Raw genomic sequence first — 16,898 nt, 5'->3', positions numbered from 1 at the left:
GCTGCGTACATGCGCAACGCTCCCCATATCCTGCTGAACACGCCCGACATCGAGATCTGGCCGGGCGGCCTGTTGCGCGCGCGCAGCAATGACGATGCACGCGTACTGGCGCGGGCAACGCATGTACTGCGACGCAAACGCGATGGGCGTTACCTGGCGGCGCAGCTGCGCGGCGGCCTGATGCCCCTGGTAACACGGCTGGCGGACGAACCCGGCATCGACTTTGCGTTGACCGCATTGGAAGCCTTGCGATCTCAGCCATCCCGTATCCCGCCCCCGAGCGGCAGCCTGCCCTTGCATCAACTGCAACTGCATCTGCAGCAACTGGATCTGGATGCCGACGCCTACGCCGCCCGGACCGGTTTGCCGCTGGTCGCCGAACCCGTGCATCTGCACCTGGCGGGCTTTGATCGCTACCGCAGGCCACTCTGGCTCACCCGTGGTGCGGCGCGCGGCTGGCAGCGCATTCAGCAGGCAGCGGCTGGTGACGGCGTCGCGCTGGATGCGATTTCCGGCTACCGCAGCCATGACTATCAGCTCGGCATTTTCGAACGCAAGCTGGCGCGCGGGCTGAGCATTGACGAGATCCTCACCGTCAACGCCGCACCCGGCTACAGCGAACACCACGGCGGTGACGCACTGGACATCAGTACGCCGGGCGAACCACCTGCCGAGGAATCCTTCGAGCACACCGCAGGCTTCGCCTGGCTGCAGCGGCACGCCGCAGGTTTCGGCTTCCACATGAGCTACCCGCGCGACAACCCGCACGGCATCATCTACGAGCCCTGGCACTGGTGTTATCGCCGCAATGAAAACGCCACCGCCCGAGGGTGAACGTCGGCGGCTGGTGCAGGCAGCGCTTGGCGCAGGCCTGCTGACCCAGCTGCCCGCATGCAAACCCCGATCCAGCCAGACATTGGCCAGCGATGTCTCGCAGCTGGACCGCACCGCCGTTGCCGGCGTGGTGCGCCCTGCCAGCAGCGCCGGCGTAGTTGCCGCCTTGCAACGTTGGCCGGGAACGGTCTGCGTCGCTGGCGGCCGCTACAGCATGGGCGGACAGACCCGGGCCGAACATGCACTGCAGCTGGACATGCAGCGCATGGATCGCCTGCTGTGGCTGGACCCGGAAACACCCAGCGTGCGCGTGCAGGCTGGCATGCGCTGGCGGCAACTGCAGGAGCATCTGGATCCGCGTGACCTCGCCGTCAAGGTGATGCAGAGCTACAGCAACTTCAGCATCGGCGGCTCGGTATCGGTCAATTGCCACGGCCGCTATGTCGGCAGCGGCGCACTGGCAGGCAGCGTGCGCGCCCTGCAGCTGGTCACCGCCGATGGTCGCGTGCTGGAGTTGTCCCGCCAGCAGCAGCCGGCATTGTTCGCCGCGGTGATTGGCGGCTACGGCGGCCTGGGCGTGATCACCGAGGTCGAGCTGGACCTCGCGCGCAACGAGAGAATGGCACGCAGCGTCGAACAGCTTGCCCTCGTCGATTACCCGGACTGGTTCAACGCCCATGTACTGGGCAGGCCCGAGGTAGTCCTGCACAACGCCGACCTGCTGCCACCGGACTTCAATGCTCCGCTGGCGATCAGCTGGAGCCGCAGCAGCGCCGCACTGACCGACGGAAGACGGCTGATGCCCATCCGTGCCAGCCACGCCAAGGACCAGAACCTGATCTGGGCCGCATCCGAACTGCCCGGCGGCGACCAGCTGCGCGATCTCTACCAGACACGCAGCCTGCTCACCGAACCACGCGTGGTGATGCGCAACCTGGAAGCCAGCCTGGATGCGGCATCGCTGGAACCGCGCACACGCCGCATGTCGTCCTACCTGCTGCAGGAATACTTCATCCCGGTTGCCGGATTCGCGTCCTTCGCCCGCACCATGGCCGGAATCCTGCGCAGGCACGACGTCAATGCACTGAACATCTCCATCCGCCACGCGCCCGCCGACAACACCTCGTTGATGCGCTGGGCGAGCGAGGAAGTGTTCTGCTTCGTGCTGTACCACAAGCAACGCAGCTGGAACGCCGCCGAACAGTACAGCAGCGGCTGGACCCGGCGCCTGATCGACGCCGCGCTCGAACATGGTGGTCGCTACTACCTGCCCTACCGCCTGCACGCCAGCCAGGCGCAGTTCCAGCGCGCCTACCCGCAGGCGTTGCAGTTTGCCGCCATCAAGCAGCAGCTGGACCCTGGCAATCGCTTTCGCAACCTGCTGTGGGAGCGCTACCTGCCTCTGTAAGCAGGCGCGAAGCCAACCTCGCCCCTGTGCACGCGACTACCCTGCTGCCAACGGTTACTGGCTTCGCGGCTCATGCCGCTCCTACAAAAAGTGTGCTCCCAGCTGTAGGAGCGGCGTAAGCCGCGAGGCTGGCAACCACCGAGCCGCCGCGAACAACAGCAATCAAGACGCATCCGGCTCAACGCCAAGGCAGATTCAACCAGTCAGAAAATCGATGCTGACGCTCTGCCGGCTTCGCGGCTTACGCCGCTCCTACAAAGGACTAGGCCCCACAACGCTGCCGCTCAGTCCTGCGAGCGATTGGTCTTTTGTCTGGGTTCTATGCTGAAGTCGGCGATGCGCCATAGATACAGGCTGGCCCAGGTGCGGTAGGGGCCCCAGCGCTCGCCGCGCTCGGCCAGCGCCTTGGGCGTCAGCATTGTCTCGCTGCCATCCACGCGCTGTGCGCCCTTGCGGATACCCAGGTCATCGATCGGCAGGATGTCGGGACGACCCAGGCGGAACATCAGCATCATCTCCACCGTCCAGCGGCCGATGCCGCGCACTGCCACCAGGGCGTCGACGATGGCCTGGTGATCCATCACCGACATCTGCCACAGGCCCGGCAATTCACCGGCGCGCTCACGCCGGGCAAGATCACGCAGCGCCAAGGCCTTGTTGCCGGATACGCCACACGCCCGCAGCCCGGGGTCATCAATCAGATCGAGGCTTGCAGCGTGCAGGCGCTTGCCGCCAATCGCCGTCTCCACCCGCCCGACTATCGTCGAAGCGGCCTTGCCACTGAGCTGCTGGAACAGGATTGCCCGCGCCAACGCATCCACCGGGTCGAACGAACGCGCCCAGCCCGGTGGCGCCGGCAACGGCCCGATGCGGCGCATCCAGCCGGCCAGGCGCTTGTCCACCCGCTGCAGGTGCGCCTGCGCCTCATCGATGTCGAAGCCGCGTCGATAGCGGGGCATGGCTCAACGGCGCAAGGCACTGAGTGCCAGCAGCACCCAACCGCCCATCAGGGTGATGCCACCAGCCGGTGCCAGCGTCGTCGGCCAGTGCATCAGCACATTGCCGACCAGGCTGCCGGAGAACAACAACGTTCCCAGCAGCAACACATACAACGCACCGCGACCCAACTGGTTCACCGAGGACGCACCCAATCCGACCAGCACCACGCCGTGGCCGAATGCGTACAAGGCCGCGGTGTTCAGGTGCGACTGCGCCAGCGCGTCACTCACCCCATGCGAGGCGTAAGCCGACAGGCCGACCGCCGCCGCCGCCAGCAGGCCGCCGCAGAAAGCCAGAAACGAGGGTTTACGCGCACGCCGTTCCACTCCCAACATCTCGTTCTCCAATCAATCCTGCAAACACCATCCATAAAAAAACGCGCCGCTGGAAGCGACGCGTTTTCTCGATCAGATCATCGACAACAACCCGATGATTACTTGACGGCCCAGTACAGGTCGTAGGAACCATCGACGGTGAAGGCCTTGGCCACGCCACCCTTCCACGACTCATACGGACGGTCAACAACTTCGTTGCCGGTGGTGGTAGCCCATGCACGCAGGCCGTTACGGGCCAGGTCCAGGCCAGCCATGTGGCCGGTGTAGGAAGCAAATGCCGAACGGTGGGCCGGAGCATGCACGTAGGTCACCGGGTTGCCCGCGGGGATCTTGACGCTCAGCTCGGCGGCATCACCCGCAGCAACCGGTGCCGCAGCAGCGGCCGGAGCGGCAGCTTCGCCGTCCTTCTTGTCGGCAGCCGGAGCAGCAGCGCTGCCCTTGCGAACCGGCAGAGCCACGTCGAAGGCGTACTTTTCAGCACCGAAATCGGTGGTGACGATACGGACCGGACCAGCAGCAACCAGACCATTGGCATCCATCGCGCGCTTGATCCATTCCATGTTGTCGTCGATCGACTTCTGGATGGCATCGTTGTTGCGGTCGATGTTACCGGCGTTGACCACCAGCAGGTTTTCAGCCGGCACCTGGACAACCTTCAGGTCGTTCAACGGCGCTTCGGCAGCGGCGTAGTCAACGTTCGGCACCGAGGCCAGCATGTTGGCCATGCGCGACAGACCCAGCTTCAGGTCGTCACCGATGTGGCGGCTGACGTACAGGCCAGCGTAACGACCAAACAGGTCGAAACCGTACTTGACGCTGTAGTCCTGGGTGATCTTGACGTTGCGATCGTTCTTGCCGGTCGGCTCGAGCGTGAACGAGGTCACCTTGTCGGTACCGCGGGTCGGGTCTTCGATGGCAATCACGACGCGCTTGTTCTTTTCGCTATCGGTGATTTCCCAGCTGCCCTGGCCCAGGCCCGTGGAGGAATAGTCCATGCGGGCGCCCTTGCCGGCGTCCGGGCCGCTGAACTTCAGCTCCACGGCCTTGTCGCGCAGCACAAGCGGATTCCAATCCTTGAAGCGGCGCAGGCTGTTGACCGTGTCATACACGATCGTCATCTTGCGGTTGGTTTCGATGCTTTCGGTAATGTGGCGCTCGCCCGGCAGACACACGCCAATGAGGACAAACAGGCCAGCCACGATCCCCAAAGCGATCAGGAACTCGATAATACGGGTCATTCAGGAGTCTCCGGGGCCGATCCCACGGCCGGGTTGATTTGAAGGGAAGCCCCCATCCTAGCAGGCTTTCCGCAGGTTGTTCAGCACATTTGGCGCACCGGTTTCCATTACCAGAATGCGCTATCTCACAGATAGGCCGCAGGGTAGCGTCTAAACCACCAACCCAGCGTGCCTTCAGCCGATAGCTCGGACTGTATTTCGTCCGCAGCGGCGGTATTTTCCACCGTCTTGGGTGTCCAACACCAGTACCGCAACCAACTTTTCACGAACCGCCACCGCGCCATCCACAGCGCCGCATGCCGCATTCATCCAGGCCCAGGCAGCACCGGCTGTCCGCCGCTCACACCAACTGCAGTTCAAAGGCCTTGAGCACGGCACGGGTACGGTCGCGCACGCCCAGCTTGGACAGAATATTGGAGACATGGTTCTTGATGGTGCCCTCGGCCACGCCCAGGGAGTTGGCGATCTCCTTGTTGGAGAAGCCGCTGGCCATCAGCCGCAGGATCTCGGTCTCGCGGTCGGTCAACGGGTCCGGCCGGTCCAGGCTGACGAACTCATTGCGCATGTGTTCCAGCCCCGACAACAGGCGCTGGGTCACCGCCGGCTGCACCAGCGAGCCACCGTTGGCCACGGTACGGATGGCGCCCACCAGCTGTTCCAGGGTCACATCCTTGAGCAGATAGCCCTTGGCACCGGCCTTGAGCCCGGCCAATACCAGTTGGTCATCGTCAAAGGTGGTCAGGATGATCGACGGCGGCAGCGTCCCGGCGCGGCTCAGCGTCTGCAGCGCTTCCAGCCCGGACATCACCGGCATGCGCATGTCCATCAGCACCACATCCGGCCGCACCTGCGGAATCATCTCCACCGCCTGACGGCCGTCGATGGCCTCGGCCACCACTTCAATACCGTCATCCAGCGCCAGCAGCGAACGGATGCCCTGCCGGACCAGGGTTTGGTCGTCGACCAGACAGACACGGATCATCAATTCACTCCTTGCGGCCCCGAGGCCAACATCATATTGGTAACCAGTGGCAGGCTGGCGCGAAGACGGAAACCCTCACCGCTTCGTGCCGATACGTCCAGCACACCCCCATACTGCGCCAGCCGCTCGCGCATGCCGCGCAAGCCATTGCCCGGCATAATTTCCTCGAAATCACCACCGATGCCGTCATCATGCGCGCTGATGACCACCTGCGCGGCATCCCGCTCCACATTGATCCACAGATTGTGGGCGCCGGCATGGCGCACCGCATTGGTGATGATTTCCTGCGTACAGCGCAGCAGCACATGGGCGCGCTCGGGATCTTCAACGCTGAACGGGTCATCGATCTGCAGGTGGATATCCAGCGACGGTACCCGCTCGGTCAGCGGCCGCAGGGCGGCCGCCAGGTCGATCGCCCCGCTCTCGCGCAGCTGGCTGACCGCCTCGCGCACGTCGGTCAGCAGCAGCTTGGCCAGGGTATGCGCCTGGCGGACGTGTTCCTGCGCCTGGCCCTCGGTGATATGCCCGGCCACTTCCAGATTCAGGCTCAGCGCGGTCAGATGGTGGCCGAGCAGGTCATGCAGCTCACGGGAAATACGCGTGCGCTCGTTGACCCGCGCGCTTTCGGCCAACAGCAGCCGCGTGGCCCGCAGCTCGGCGTTCAAGCGCCGCTGCTCCTCCCGCGCCTGGGTCTGCTGCCGGGCCACCAGGCTGGTGACAAAGATGAACATCGAGAAGCCACCGTATAGCAGCGACTGCAGCAGCGCCTCGAACAGCGGCAGGCCGAGGATCAGGTTGTAGACCGGAAGCACCGCCAGCTGGCTCAGCACCAGCCAGATGACGCCGACCCAGCGGCTCAGCAGCCACGGGATCACCCCGGCCGCGACCATCATCAGGATGCTGCCCAGGCCAGTGGCGGACAGATAGCTCACCACCAGCGCCGAAACCGTCAGCAGCAGCAACGCCAACCGGTCGTACCAGCTGGTGTGGCCAGCAGCATTGAGCCCCCGGGTCAGCCAGAAGTAGCAGCCGCCAAAGGTCAGGTAGGCCAGGAACAGCCAGATCGCCTCCCCGGCGGCAGGCTGCAGCACGCCCTCCTCCGGCGCGTACTGGGTATAGATCAGGGGCAGGCTGACCAGGGCCCAGGTAAACAGGCCGGCCAGGCGGAGGACTCGGGTATGGCTGAGGTATCCCAACATGCCTGCATGGTAAGGACCCGGCCGCCCCAACGCCCTCCCTCGGAAGTCATGCATGGCGACCTTCGCTGATGGCTCGCCCGGCTCGGGCCACCCATGCGATAATCGCGCCACAGCCCTTTGGGCCGACCGCGATACCCCACGGAGTCACAATGTCGATTGTTATCCGCGACGTGCGCGAGCACGAGCTCGATTCCGTCCTGGCACTGAACAACAACGCTGGTCTTGCGATTCTTCCGCTGGATGCAGCCAAGGTCCGCCGTTTCTACGAAACAGCCGAATACTTCCGGGTTGCCGAACGCGACGGCAACATGGCCGGCTTCCTGGTCGGCTACGGCAGCAACAGTGCCCATGACAGCTGCAACTTCGCCTGGTTCCAGCAGCGCTACCCCAGCTTCTTCTATATCGACCGCATCGTGGTGGCCAGTCGCCGCCGTGGCGGCGGCGTCGGCCGCGCGTTCTATGCCGATGCCCAGAGCTATGCTGAGCTGCGCTACCCACAGATGGCCTGCGAGGTCTTCCTTGACCACGGCGCCGATGCCGCCCTGCTGTTCCATGGCAGCTTCGGTTTCCGCGAGGTCGGCCAGAACACCATGCCCTCGGTCGATGTGCGGGCCAGCATGCTGCTCAAGGATCTGTGCAGCTACGAGTGGGTAAAAGAGACCTATGGCGACAACCTGCCCGACGTTCCCTGGGTAGGCAACACACGCCGGCTGCTGCAACAGCGGCCGACCGGAACCTGAGATGGCAGTGAATTTGGATTACGAACAGGCTGGTGAACTGAAAATCGGGCAGGTCGGCATTGCCAACCTGCGCATCCGCACCCTCGACGTGGAGCGCCTGGCCCAGGAAATGCGCGAACGCGTGGCGCGTGCGCCCAAGCTGTTCGGTCGCGCGGCGGTGATCCTGGATTTTGGTGGTTTGAGCCAACTCCCGGACCTGACCACCGCACAGCAGCTGGTCAACGGCCTGCGCGACGCCGGCGTCCTGCCGGTGGCACTGGCCTACGGCACCAGCGAAACAGAAACCCTGTCGCAGCAGCTGGGCCTGCCGGTACTGGCCAAGTTCCGCGCCCAGTACGAACCCCTCGAAGCCGAACCAGCAGCTACACCGGCACCTGCCCCCAAGCAGAGTAAACGCACTGCAGCCGCAGCACCGGCACCCGCCGCAGCGGCTGCCGCTGGCGCCGCCGCACCGCAGCCCGGCAAGATGCAGCTGGGCACGGTGCGATCAGGCCAGCAGTTGTACGCCGAGAACTGCGACCTGACCGTACTCTCAACGGTGGGCGCCGGCGCCGAGGTCATCGCCGACGGCAGCATCCATATCTACGGTACGCTGCGTGGCCGCGCATTGGCCGGTGCCCAGGGCAACACCAGCGCACGCATTTTCTGTCGCGACTTCCACGCTGAACTGGTCGCGATTGCAGGACGGTATAAGGTACTGGACGATATTCCGGACAACCTGCGCGGCAAGGCCGTGCAGGTGTGGCTGGAACAGGACCAGATCATGATTGCTGCGCTGGATTGACGCAGCTCACAACGACATTCAGGAGAGATCCTTTGGCTGAAATCATCGTAGTCACCTCCGGCAAGGGCGGCGTCGGCAAGACCACCTCAAGCGCCAGCATCGCCTGTGGCCTCGCCCGCCGCGGCAAGAAGGTCGCCGTCATCGACTTCGACGTCGGCCTGCGTAACCTTGACCTGATCATGGGCTGCGAGCGTCGCGTGGTATATGACTTCGTCAACGTCGTGCACGGCGAAGCCACGCTGAAGCAGGCGCTGATCAAGGACAAGCGCTTCGACAACCTGTACGTGCTGGCCGCCTCGCAGACCCGCGACAAGGACGCATTGAACAAGGAAGGCGTGGAGAAGGTCCTCAAGGACCTGGCCGCCGACGGCTTCGACTTCATCATCTGCGACTCCCCGGCCGGCATCGAGAAGGGTGCGTTCCTGGCGATGTATTTCGCCGATCGCGCCGTCGTCGTGGTCAACCCGGAAGTGTCTTCGGTACGCGACTCGGACCGCATCATCGGCCTGCTCGACTCCAAGACCGCCAATGCCGAAGCCGGCAAGGCCGTGCCAGCCTACCTGCTGCTGACCCGCTACAGCCCCTCGCGCGTTGAAAGCGGCGAGATGCTGAGCATCACCGACGTGGAAGAAGTGCTGGGGCTCAAGGCCATCGGCGTCATCCCCGAATCCGGCGACGTGCTCAACGCCTCCAACAAGGGCGAGCCGGTCATCCTGGACGCCGAGTCGCCGGCCGGCCAGGCCTATGAGGACGCTGTCGGCCGCATCCTGGGTGAAGAGCGCCCGATGCGATTCACCACCGTGGAGAAGAAGGGCTTCTTCAGCAAGTTGTTTGGAGGATAAGCATGGGACTGCTCGACTTCCTGAGACAGAAGAAGACCACCGCCGAAACCGCGAAGAACCGCCTGCAGATCATCATCGCGCAGGAACGCAGCACCCGCGGTGGCCCGGACTACCTGCCGCTGCTGCAGCGTGAGCTGCTGGAAGTGATCAAGAAGTACGTCAACATCGACGCCGACGCGGTCAAGGTGGACCTGGTCAAGGATGGCGCCAACGACGTGCTCGACATTTCCGTGGCCCTGCCCGACGACAAGTGATGACAGCCCGGCGGCCACGGCCGCCGGGACTCCAGTGCCCGTGAACGAACACCCTGCCAACGAACCAACCCAGCCGGTGCTGTGCGTTGGCGATATCCAGTGGACCGACGCTGCGGACCTGCTCGCGCGCCACGGCCTGCGCCTGAACCACGTCGCCGCCGGCGAGAAGATTCCCGGCAGTTATTGGGGCGAGCCAGAGGCCGGCATCATCGCCTGCGATGTCTATGTGCGCGACGACACGCCGGTGCATTCGATGCTGCACGAGTCCTGCCACCTGATCGTGCTGCCGCCCGAGCGGCGTGCGCAGGTGCACACCGACGCCACCGACTCGGTGCCCGAGGAAGACGCTACCTGCTACCTGCAGATCGTGTTGGCCGGGCAATTGCCCGGCGTAGGCAGCGCGCGGCTGATGGCCGACATGGACAGCTGGGGCTACACCTACCGGCTGGGCTCGACCCAGGCCTGGTTTGAGCAGGATGCCGACGATGCAAAGCGTTGGCTGATCGAGCGCGAGCTGTTGTCGGGCGAATGACCTTGTAGGAGCGGCGTAAGCCGCGAAGCCGATAGACCATCCGGTCCGAAGGTTGCCAGCCCACAAGCATTGCCAGCTTCGCGGCTCACGCCGCTCCTACAAAACCCCTCGCCCCTTGCCTTAGCGCGGCCTGGAACTCCCCATATCCAAGATGACCCGCGTGCCCCGCTCCGGCTGCGAATGGATCTCCAGCTTCCAGCCCAGGTGATCACACAAGCGCGCGATCAGGTCCAGGCCAATTCCAGCGCCTGGGTTGCGCTCGCCCTTGCTCATCCGCGCATACACCTGCGCGACCTCTTCCGGGCTCATGCCGTGCCCCGGATCTTCGATGGTCAGCACGGCATTGGCGGAGATCCCAAGCCGCACCACGCCGCGATCACTGTTCTCGATGGCATTGCGCAGCAGATTGCCAACCGCCGCCTGCACCACTGCCAACGGCGCAAGCACCTGGCACGGCGCCGATTCCACCAATACCAGCTCCAATTCCTTGCCCTTGGCCAGGTAGCGATGGTCTTCGGCAACCTCCGGCAGCAATTCCTCCAAGGCAACCAACTCACTCATTGCCGACAGCTTGGCCGGATCGCGCGCAAGCACCAGCAGCAACTGGATCAACTGCTCCATGCCGGTTGATGTGCTGCGCACGCGCAGCAGCTGCTGACGCGCCCTTTCCGGCAAGCCCGGCTGCTCCAACGCCAATTCGGCGGCACCGGTGATCACCGCGATCGGCGTGCGCAACTCGTGGCTGGCGGTACTGATGAACGCACGTTCGCGATCGACGAAATGCTCGTTGCGCTGCAGGTAATCATTCAAGGCACCGGCTATCACTTCCAGCTCGGTGCTGCCGCGCTTGTCCACCTTTACCTGCTGCCCGCGCCGCTCGGGGCGCAGCTTGGCAATGTCCTGCGCCAGCACCGACAAGGGCCGTACCAGGCGGGTCATGCCAACCCAGGCCATCAGCAAGGTAACCAGCAACAACGCCACACCCGCCAGCAACGCCCAGCGGGTGATGAAGTGCTCCAGCTCGCCGAAATCGGAGATATCCAGGGCCAATACCACCCGACCGAAATCGGAGGTATCGCGGACCATGACCGCGGTGTCCTTGCCATCCAGCAACGCGCCGTCATGCAGTCCGGGATGCAGCCTACCCAGGCTCTCGGGAATACCTGCCGGCTCGCGTTCCGAGTAGAACCGCAACGTGTCCGAGTCCTGCCAGTGGTATGCCGGATCGGTGCGCATCTGGCCGATGATGCTGTCCAGTTCGGTGTTCAACAGCGAGCGCCACACCGCGTGCTCGGCGTGTTCGTGCACATAGTTGGCGGCACTGAACACCGCCAGTGTCACCAGCGCGACATAGATCGCCAACCAGCCGAGCAATTTGCGGCGCAGCGTGCGCCGTGTCATTGCGCGCCACCCACCGCCGGTGCGGACAAACGGTAGCCCACGCGCGGCAAGGTCTGCAGCAGCTTCTCTTCGAATGGACCATCCACCGCGCGACGCAGTTCGTAGATATGCGAGCGCAGCATGTCGCCGTCCGGCGGATCATCGCCCCAGAGCGCATATTCCAGCTGGTCGCGGGTAACTGCCGCCGGGCTTGCCCGCATCAGCACCTCGAGCAGTTTGCGGCAGGCCGGGTACAGGTGCAGCACCTGCCCCGCGCGTTGGGCTTCGAACGTGGACATGTCCAGTTGCAGGTCATGCACTTCCAGCACCTTGCGCGGGTTGCGCCCGTTCGTGCGCGCCAGCACCGCCTCCAGCCGCACTTCCAGTTCCGGCAGTGCGAACGGTTTGGTCAGGTAGTCATCGGCACCGGCGCGGAAGCCGGCGATCTTGTCCGGCAACTCGTCGCGGGCGGTCAGCATGATCACCGGCACCTCGGAGCGGAACTCCTCGCGCAGCTTGCGCAGCACTTCCGGCCCTTCCATGCGCGGCAGCATCCAGTCCAGCAGGATGGCGTCATAACTCTGGGTGCCGGCCAGGTGCAGGCCGGTGATGCCGTCGGGGGCGACGTCGAGGGTATGCCCGCGCGCCTCGAAATAATCGAACAGGTTGGCGATCAGATTGCGATTGTCTTCTATGACCAGCAGCCGCATGCGGGCATGACCTTGCTGCCCCGGGCCGAGGCATTACCGTCGTATCCTAGCGCCGCCAACGTCGGATTGTCGTCGAAATGCAGCCGACGTCGTCCGCGGGTAGATTTCGACGTGTTTCCAACTTTGTTTGCGGCATGATCCTGCCAGCCTTTGATAACGAGCCATCTGTGCGCCCAACTCCGCCCCGCTCTTCATCCAATAGACTGTGGTTCGTCATCCTGATCGCCCTGGTCATCGCCAGCCTGCTGGCAGGACTGGGCATGCGCTCGCCGCAGCCACCGGACGAGCCGCGCTTCGTGCTGGCCGCACGACATATGGTGGAGACCGGGCAATGGCTGCTGCCACACCGTGGCAGCGAGTTGTATGCGGAGAAGCCCGCCACTTTCATGTGGATCCAGGCGGCCACTTACAAAGTGATCGGTGACTGGAACCTGTCCTTCCTGGTGCCCTCGCTGCTGGCCGCCCTGCTCACGCTGTGGCTGACCTGGGACATGAGCCGGCGCCTGTGGAACCGGCAGATCGCCCGTTATGCCGTCGTCGGGCTGTTCGTCTGCATCCAGTTCGGGTTGATGGCCAAGCGCGCGCAGATCGACATGGTGCTGGTCGGCATGACCACGCTGGCGCTCTGGGGACTGGTACGCCATTTATTGCTGGGCCCGAACTGGTGGGCGCTGGCCCTGGCGGCGTTCGCCGCTGGTGCAGGCACCGTGACCAAGGGTGTCGGCTTCCTGCCCTTGCTGATGCTGCTGCCGTGGATGGCCTGGCGCTGGCGCCATCCGCAGGCCGCCGGACCGGGGCGCAGCTGGGGCTGGTGGCTGCTGCTGCCCGCCTTCCTCGCGGGCACCGCGATCTGGCTTGGCCCCTTGGCCATCGCCCTGCTGCAGAACCCCGAGCCGCACCTGCAGTCCTATGCCAAGGAACTGCTGTTCAAGCAAACCGGCACCCGCTATGCCAACGCCTGGCATCACCACCAGCCGTTCTGGTACTACCTCCAGGTAATGGCAACGCTTTGGCTGCCAGGCAGCCTGCTGGCACCGTGGCTGCTACCGGCGTGGTGGCGCCGCTGCCGCCGCGCCGATCCGCGCTACCTCCTGCTGCTGGGCTGGGCCCTGCTGGTACTGGTGTTCTTCAGCGCCAGCCCGGGCAAGCGCGAGGTCTACATCCTACCGATGCTGCCGGCCCTGGCCATCGCGGCGGCGCCATTGCTGCCCGGCCTGCTGCGCCGCACCGGCGTGCGCTGGCTGCTGCTGGCCTACGTGCTGCTGTTGGCACTCGCCACCCTGGTGGTCGGCTACGGCGCCGTGCACGGCGATGGCTGGGCGCAGCGCAATGCGATCAAGCGCGCTATCGACCCATGGGTGCTGCCGCAGGTGGGCTGGTGGTTGATCGGCTTTGGCGCCGCCTCGCTACTGTTGGTGTTGGTATTGCGCCTGCGCCGCGCCGGGCTGGCGGTGGTGCTGACCACGGTAATGCTGTGGTCGATGTATGGACTGGGTGCAATGCCAGCGCTGGATCCCTACAGCTCCGCTTCGCTGGTGATGGACAAGGTCCGTGCGCGCATCGGCCCGGACGCCGAGCTGGGCATGGTTGCCTGGCGTGAACAGAACCTGCTGCAGACCCATCCGCAGGCCACCGATTTCGGCTTCAAGCGCCCCGTCGCCGAACAATGGGAGGACGCGGCACGCTGGGTCACTGCCGACCCGCAGCGGCGGTGGCTGTTCGTGCTGGACAAGGCAATGACACCCTGCGCCGATCATGGCCAGGTCATCGACATCGGCAGTGCCAACCGCAACAACTGGCAGTTGCTGCCCGGCACCGCGCTGCAGGCCGATTGTGTCGCAAGGACCCACGGCGTCGTGGCCGGCAGTGAAGGCGCACTGGAAAGCGACGGCGATTGACGCCTGAAGTCTGCAACGCGTCTATGGACGCGGACCTGTTGAAACACACCTGAGAGAGGCTGCGCCGGACCCGGCACAGCCTCGCTTGCATTCATGCTGCCGCGCCCATCCCGGCAGCCAAGCTGAAGCACCGACAAATTCACGACATCGCTCCTACCTGTCTCCGACACAGGCCGACCGAGCATGGCCGCATCCAGATTGACGGTGCCCCAGCTCCATGTCGCAGCAACCCATTTCCGCCATCCTGATTCCGGCCGCCGAACGCAGCCGTTTGAGTTTCGCCGGGCGTGCCCTGCTGATCCCGCTGCTGATTGCTGCCGCCGGTAGCCTGTTGTTGATGGCAGGCAACGGTGACCAATGGCTTGCCGATCAGCTGTTCCGCTGGCAGGGCAGCCAATGGGCGTTGAAGGACGCGTGGTGGACCAGCCACCTGATCCACAAGGGCGGCCGCAACCTGACCTGGTTTGTGGCGCTGCTGGTGATCCTGGCGCTGACCCGCAGCTGCATGGACCTGCGCTGGCGCCCGCTGCGGCGGCCGCTGGCCTACCTGCTGTCATCGGTAGCGCTGACCACCAGCATCGTCGCGCTGCTGAAATCCTGGACCCATATGGACTGCCCCTGGGACCTGGAACGCTATGGCGGACTACGCCCCTTCATCGGCCTGTTCGAACAGCGCCCGGTTGCCCTGGGTCACGCTGCCTGCTTCCCGGCCGGCCACGCGGGCTCGGGCTACGCCTGGGTGGCGCTGTTCTTTTTCATGTTGCAGGTGCGCCCGCAATGGCGCTGGCCGGCACTGGGCACCGCCCTGCTGGTCGGCATGGTGTTCGGCCTGGCCCAGCAGCTGCGTGGCGCCCACTTTGCCTCGCACGACCTGTGGGCACTGGCAATCAGCTGGCTGGTCGCAACCGTTCTTTACCTGTGGATGTTCCCAGCGTCTGCATCGATCACATCCCCGGCGCGTGCTGCACATGGCGCCATTGGAGAAAACGCATGAACGTCGCTGTCGCCCGCCCTGTCGGACTGCAGCTGTCCTGGTCGCGCCTGCGTAACTGGCGCCCGGAGATCAGCACCGAAGCCTTGATCCTGTTGGCCAGCGTGTTCTTCGCATTGGTCTGCAACACCTTGTTCTGGCGCAGCGCGCTCGCCACCAACCCGGGCAGCATCCTGTTCGCGGTGTCCCTGTTTGCACTGCTGGTGAGCGCGCACGCGATCCTGTTCAGCCTGCTGATCTGGCGTTGGAATGCCAAGGTCGTGCTGACGGCGCTGTTCATCACCACCGCCTTCGCCACGCACTACATGAACAGCTACAACGTCTATCTGGACGCGGACATGCTGCGCAATGTACTGGCCACCGACCACAAGGAATCAGGCGAGCTGATGACGCCGGCATTGTTGCTGCCGTTGCTCGGCTATGGCCTGCTGCCGACACTGCTGCTGTGGCGCGTGCGGCTGCGCAAGCGCAGCTGGGGACGTACCCTGCTGTGGCGTGTCGCCTTCCTGCTGGGCGTGATCGTGGCCGGCGGCGCCGGCACCATGCTGTCGTTCCAGAATGTTTCCGCGTTGATGCGCAATCACCGTGAAGTGCGCTACCTGGCCACGCCGGCCAACTATCTGATCGCACTGAAGCAGAACCTGGCCAGTTCCAGCCCGATAAAAAAGCAACCCAAGTTGCCGCTGGGCACGGATGCCAAGGCCACGCCGCGTGCCGCGACCAGCAAACCGCGCCTGTTGGTACTGGTTGTGGGCGAAACCGTGCGTGCACAGAACTGGGGCTTGAACGGCTACGCCCGCCAGACCACGCCGGAGTTGGCGCAGACCGGCGTGATCAACTTCCCGGACATGCATTCCTGCGGCACCAGCACCGAAGTGTCGCTACCCTGCATGTTCTCGCCGTTTGGCCGTCACGACTACGACGAAAAAAAGATCCGCGGTCACCAGTCACTGCTGCACGTGCTTGAACACGCAGGTATCGCTACCCTGTGGCGCGACAATCAATCCGGCTGCAAGGGCGTTTGCGACGGTCTGGAAATCCAGCGTCTGGATGATGCGACCACGCCGGGCCTGTGCGCCGACGGCCGCTGCATGGATGAGATTCTTCTGGAAAACCTCGCTGCACAGGTTCGCGCCAAGCCCGGCGACCGGGTGGTTGTGCTGCACCAGCTGGGCAACCATGGCCCGAGCTACTTCCAACGCTACCCGGCGCAGTTCCGCCAGTTCGCGCCAACCTGCGATACGGCAGACCTGGGCAAGTGCAGCCGCGAGGACATCGTCAACAGCTACGACAATGCGATCCGCTACACCGATCACTTCCTGACCCGCACCATCGCCTCCCTGCGCGGAATGGAAGACTACGACACCGCGATGATCTACCTGTCCGATCACGGCGAATCGCTGGGTGAGAAGGGTCTGTATCTGCATGGCGTGCCGTATGCGATTGCACCGGAAGAGCAGACCCGGGTACCGATGGTGATGTGGTTCTCGCCGGGGTTCGCCGCGGACCGTGGCCTGGACATGAGCTGCGTACGCCACCGCGCTGCGCAGCGCAGCGACCAGGACAACCTGTTTCCCTCGGTGCTTGGACTGATGCAGGTGCAGACGTCGGTGTATGACCGGTCCCGCGACCTGCTCGCCCCCTGCACATAAGGCCGTATGTAGTGCCGAGCCATGCTCGGCAGAGGCCTTACCGACAATCCCCATGTAGTGGGGGGGGGGGGGGCGGCGGGGCGGCGTGGCCGGACCGACCCCCCCCCACCGCGCCGCCGG

Annotated in this window: 17 protein-coding genes; 10 read left to right on the top strand and 7 right to left on the bottom strand. The window is 64.6% G+C overall.

Going from position 1 to position 16,898, the window contains the following annotated elements:
• Nucleotides 1-9 precede the first annotated feature (9 nt).
• Nucleotides 10-834, top strand: coding sequence for a M15 family metallopeptidase (locus tag ACVOLI_RS11585; RefSeq protein WP_481614526.1), 825 nt, complete (start codon nt 10-12; stop codon nt 832-834).
• A complete protein-coding gene (locus ACVOLI_RS11580; protein ID WP_481614525.1) occupies nt 809-2,242 on the top strand; it encodes an FAD-binding oxidoreductase in 1,434 nt (477 codons plus the stop codon). Before ACVOLI_RS11585 ends, ACVOLI_RS11580 begins: the two co-directional genes overlap by 26 nt.
• A gap of 284 nt (nt 2,243-2,526) precedes the next feature.
• Here the strand turns inward: ACVOLI_RS11580 and ACVOLI_RS11575 are convergent, their stop codons facing one another.
• The 5 genes from ACVOLI_RS11575 to ACVOLI_RS11555 form a co-directional block, all read right to left on the bottom strand.
• Nucleotides 2,527-3,201: a DNA-3-methyladenine glycosylase family protein gene (locus ACVOLI_RS11575; RefSeq protein ID WP_481614524.1), complete on the bottom strand. Its 675-nt coding sequence runs from the start codon at nt 3,199-3,201 to the stop codon at nt 2,527-2,529.
• Nucleotides 3,202-3,204: 3 nt separating this feature from the next.
• Nucleotides 3,205-3,576 carry a DUF423 domain-containing protein gene (locus ACVOLI_RS11570; RefSeq protein ID WP_481614523.1) on the bottom strand — a complete coding sequence of 124 codons (372 nt, stop codon included), beginning with the start codon at nt 3,574-3,576 and terminating at the stop codon, nt 3,205-3,207.
• 98 nt (nt 3,577-3,674) lie between these two features.
• Nucleotides 3,675-4,814 carry a polyketide cyclase gene (locus ACVOLI_RS11565; protein ID WP_282271152.1) on the bottom strand — a complete coding sequence of 380 codons (1,140 nt, stop codon included), beginning with the start codon at nt 4,812-4,814 and terminating at the stop codon, nt 3,675-3,677.
• A 340-nt stretch (nt 4,815-5,154) separates the two neighbouring features.
• Complete coding sequence (locus ACVOLI_RS11560) at nt 5,155-5,796, bottom strand: response regulator (RefSeq protein ID WP_481614522.1); 642 nt, start codon at nt 5,794-5,796, stop codon at nt 5,155-5,157.
• Entirely contained in the window at nt 5,796-6,995 is a 1,200-nt protein-coding gene (locus ACVOLI_RS11555) for a sensor histidine kinase (RefSeq protein ID WP_296248169.1), read from the bottom strand. The genes ACVOLI_RS11560 and ACVOLI_RS11555 overlap by 1 nt, the downstream gene beginning before the upstream one ends.
• A 149-nt stretch (nt 6,996-7,144) precedes the next feature.
• Between ACVOLI_RS11555 and ACVOLI_RS11550 the strand changes: the two genes are divergently transcribed.
• Genes ACVOLI_RS11550 through ACVOLI_RS11530 form a run of 5 tightly spaced genes read left to right on the top strand, consistent with a single transcriptional unit; the run spans nt 7,145 to nt 10,147 of the window.
• Nucleotides 7,145-7,735, top strand: coding sequence for a GNAT family N-acetyltransferase (locus tag ACVOLI_RS11550; RefSeq protein WP_282271145.1), 591 nt, complete (start codon nt 7,145-7,147; stop codon nt 7,733-7,735).
• Nucleotide 7,736: 1 nt separating this feature from the next.
• A complete protein-coding gene (gene minC / locus ACVOLI_RS11545; protein ID WP_481614521.1) occupies nt 7,737-8,519 on the top strand; it encodes a septum site-determining protein MinC in 783 nt (260 codons plus the stop codon).
• A gap of 32 nt (nt 8,520-8,551) precedes the next feature.
• Nucleotides 8,552-9,361: a septum site-determining protein MinD gene (minD, locus tag ACVOLI_RS11540; protein ID WP_313172976.1), complete on the top strand. Its 810-nt coding sequence runs from the start codon at nt 8,552-8,554 to the stop codon at nt 9,359-9,361.
• A 2-nt stretch (nt 9,362-9,363) separates the two neighbouring features.
• Nucleotides 9,364-9,615 carry a cell division topological specificity factor MinE gene (gene minE, locus ACVOLI_RS11535; protein WP_282271139.1) on the top strand — a complete coding sequence of 84 codons (252 nt, stop codon included), beginning with the start codon at nt 9,364-9,366 and terminating at the stop codon, nt 9,613-9,615.
• A gap of 40 nt (nt 9,616-9,655) precedes the next feature.
• A complete protein-coding gene (locus tag ACVOLI_RS11530) occupies nt 9,656-10,147 on the top strand; it encodes a hypothetical protein (protein WP_481614520.1) in 492 nt (163 codons plus the stop codon).
• Between the two features lie 120 nt (nt 10,148-10,267).
• On the opposite strand, the gene ACVOLI_RS11525 is transcribed toward ACVOLI_RS11530, so the two are convergent.
• Nucleotides 10,268-11,548 carry a sensor histidine kinase gene (locus tag ACVOLI_RS11525; protein WP_481614519.1) on the bottom strand — a complete coding sequence of 427 codons (1,281 nt, stop codon included), beginning with the start codon at nt 11,546-11,548 and terminating at the stop codon, nt 10,268-10,270.
• Nucleotides 11,545-12,237 (bottom strand): response regulator transcription factor, encoded by a 693-nt coding sequence (locus ACVOLI_RS11520; RefSeq protein ID WP_481614518.1) that lies wholly within the window; start codon nt 12,235-12,237, stop codon nt 11,545-11,547. The genes ACVOLI_RS11525 and ACVOLI_RS11520 overlap by 4 nt, the downstream gene beginning before the upstream one ends.
• A 134-nt stretch (nt 12,238-12,371) precedes the next feature.
• Between ACVOLI_RS11520 and ACVOLI_RS11515 the strand changes: the two genes are divergently transcribed.
• The 3 genes from ACVOLI_RS11515 to ACVOLI_RS11505 all read left to right on the top strand — a co-directional run bounded on the left by ACVOLI_RS11515 (nt 12,372) and on the right by ACVOLI_RS11505 (nt 16,778).
• Nucleotides 12,372-14,135: an ArnT family glycosyltransferase gene (locus tag ACVOLI_RS11515; protein WP_481614517.1), complete on the top strand. Its 1,764-nt coding sequence runs from the start codon at nt 12,372-12,374 to the stop codon at nt 14,133-14,135.
• A 217-nt stretch (nt 14,136-14,352) separates the two neighbouring features.
• Entirely contained in the window at nt 14,353-15,129 is a 777-nt protein-coding gene (locus ACVOLI_RS11510) for a phosphatase PAP2 family protein (RefSeq protein ID WP_481614516.1), read from the top strand.
• Nucleotides 15,126-16,778: a phosphoethanolamine transferase gene (locus ACVOLI_RS11505; protein WP_481614515.1), complete on the top strand. Its 1,653-nt coding sequence runs from the start codon at nt 15,126-15,128 to the stop codon at nt 16,776-16,778. The genes ACVOLI_RS11510 and ACVOLI_RS11505 overlap by 4 nt, the downstream gene beginning before the upstream one ends.
• Nucleotides 16,779-16,898: the final 120 nt, after the last annotated feature.

The organism is Stenotrophomonas sp. STEN029 (genome assembly GCF_056760015.1).
This window is presented reverse-complemented; position numbering and strand designations above follow the sequence as displayed.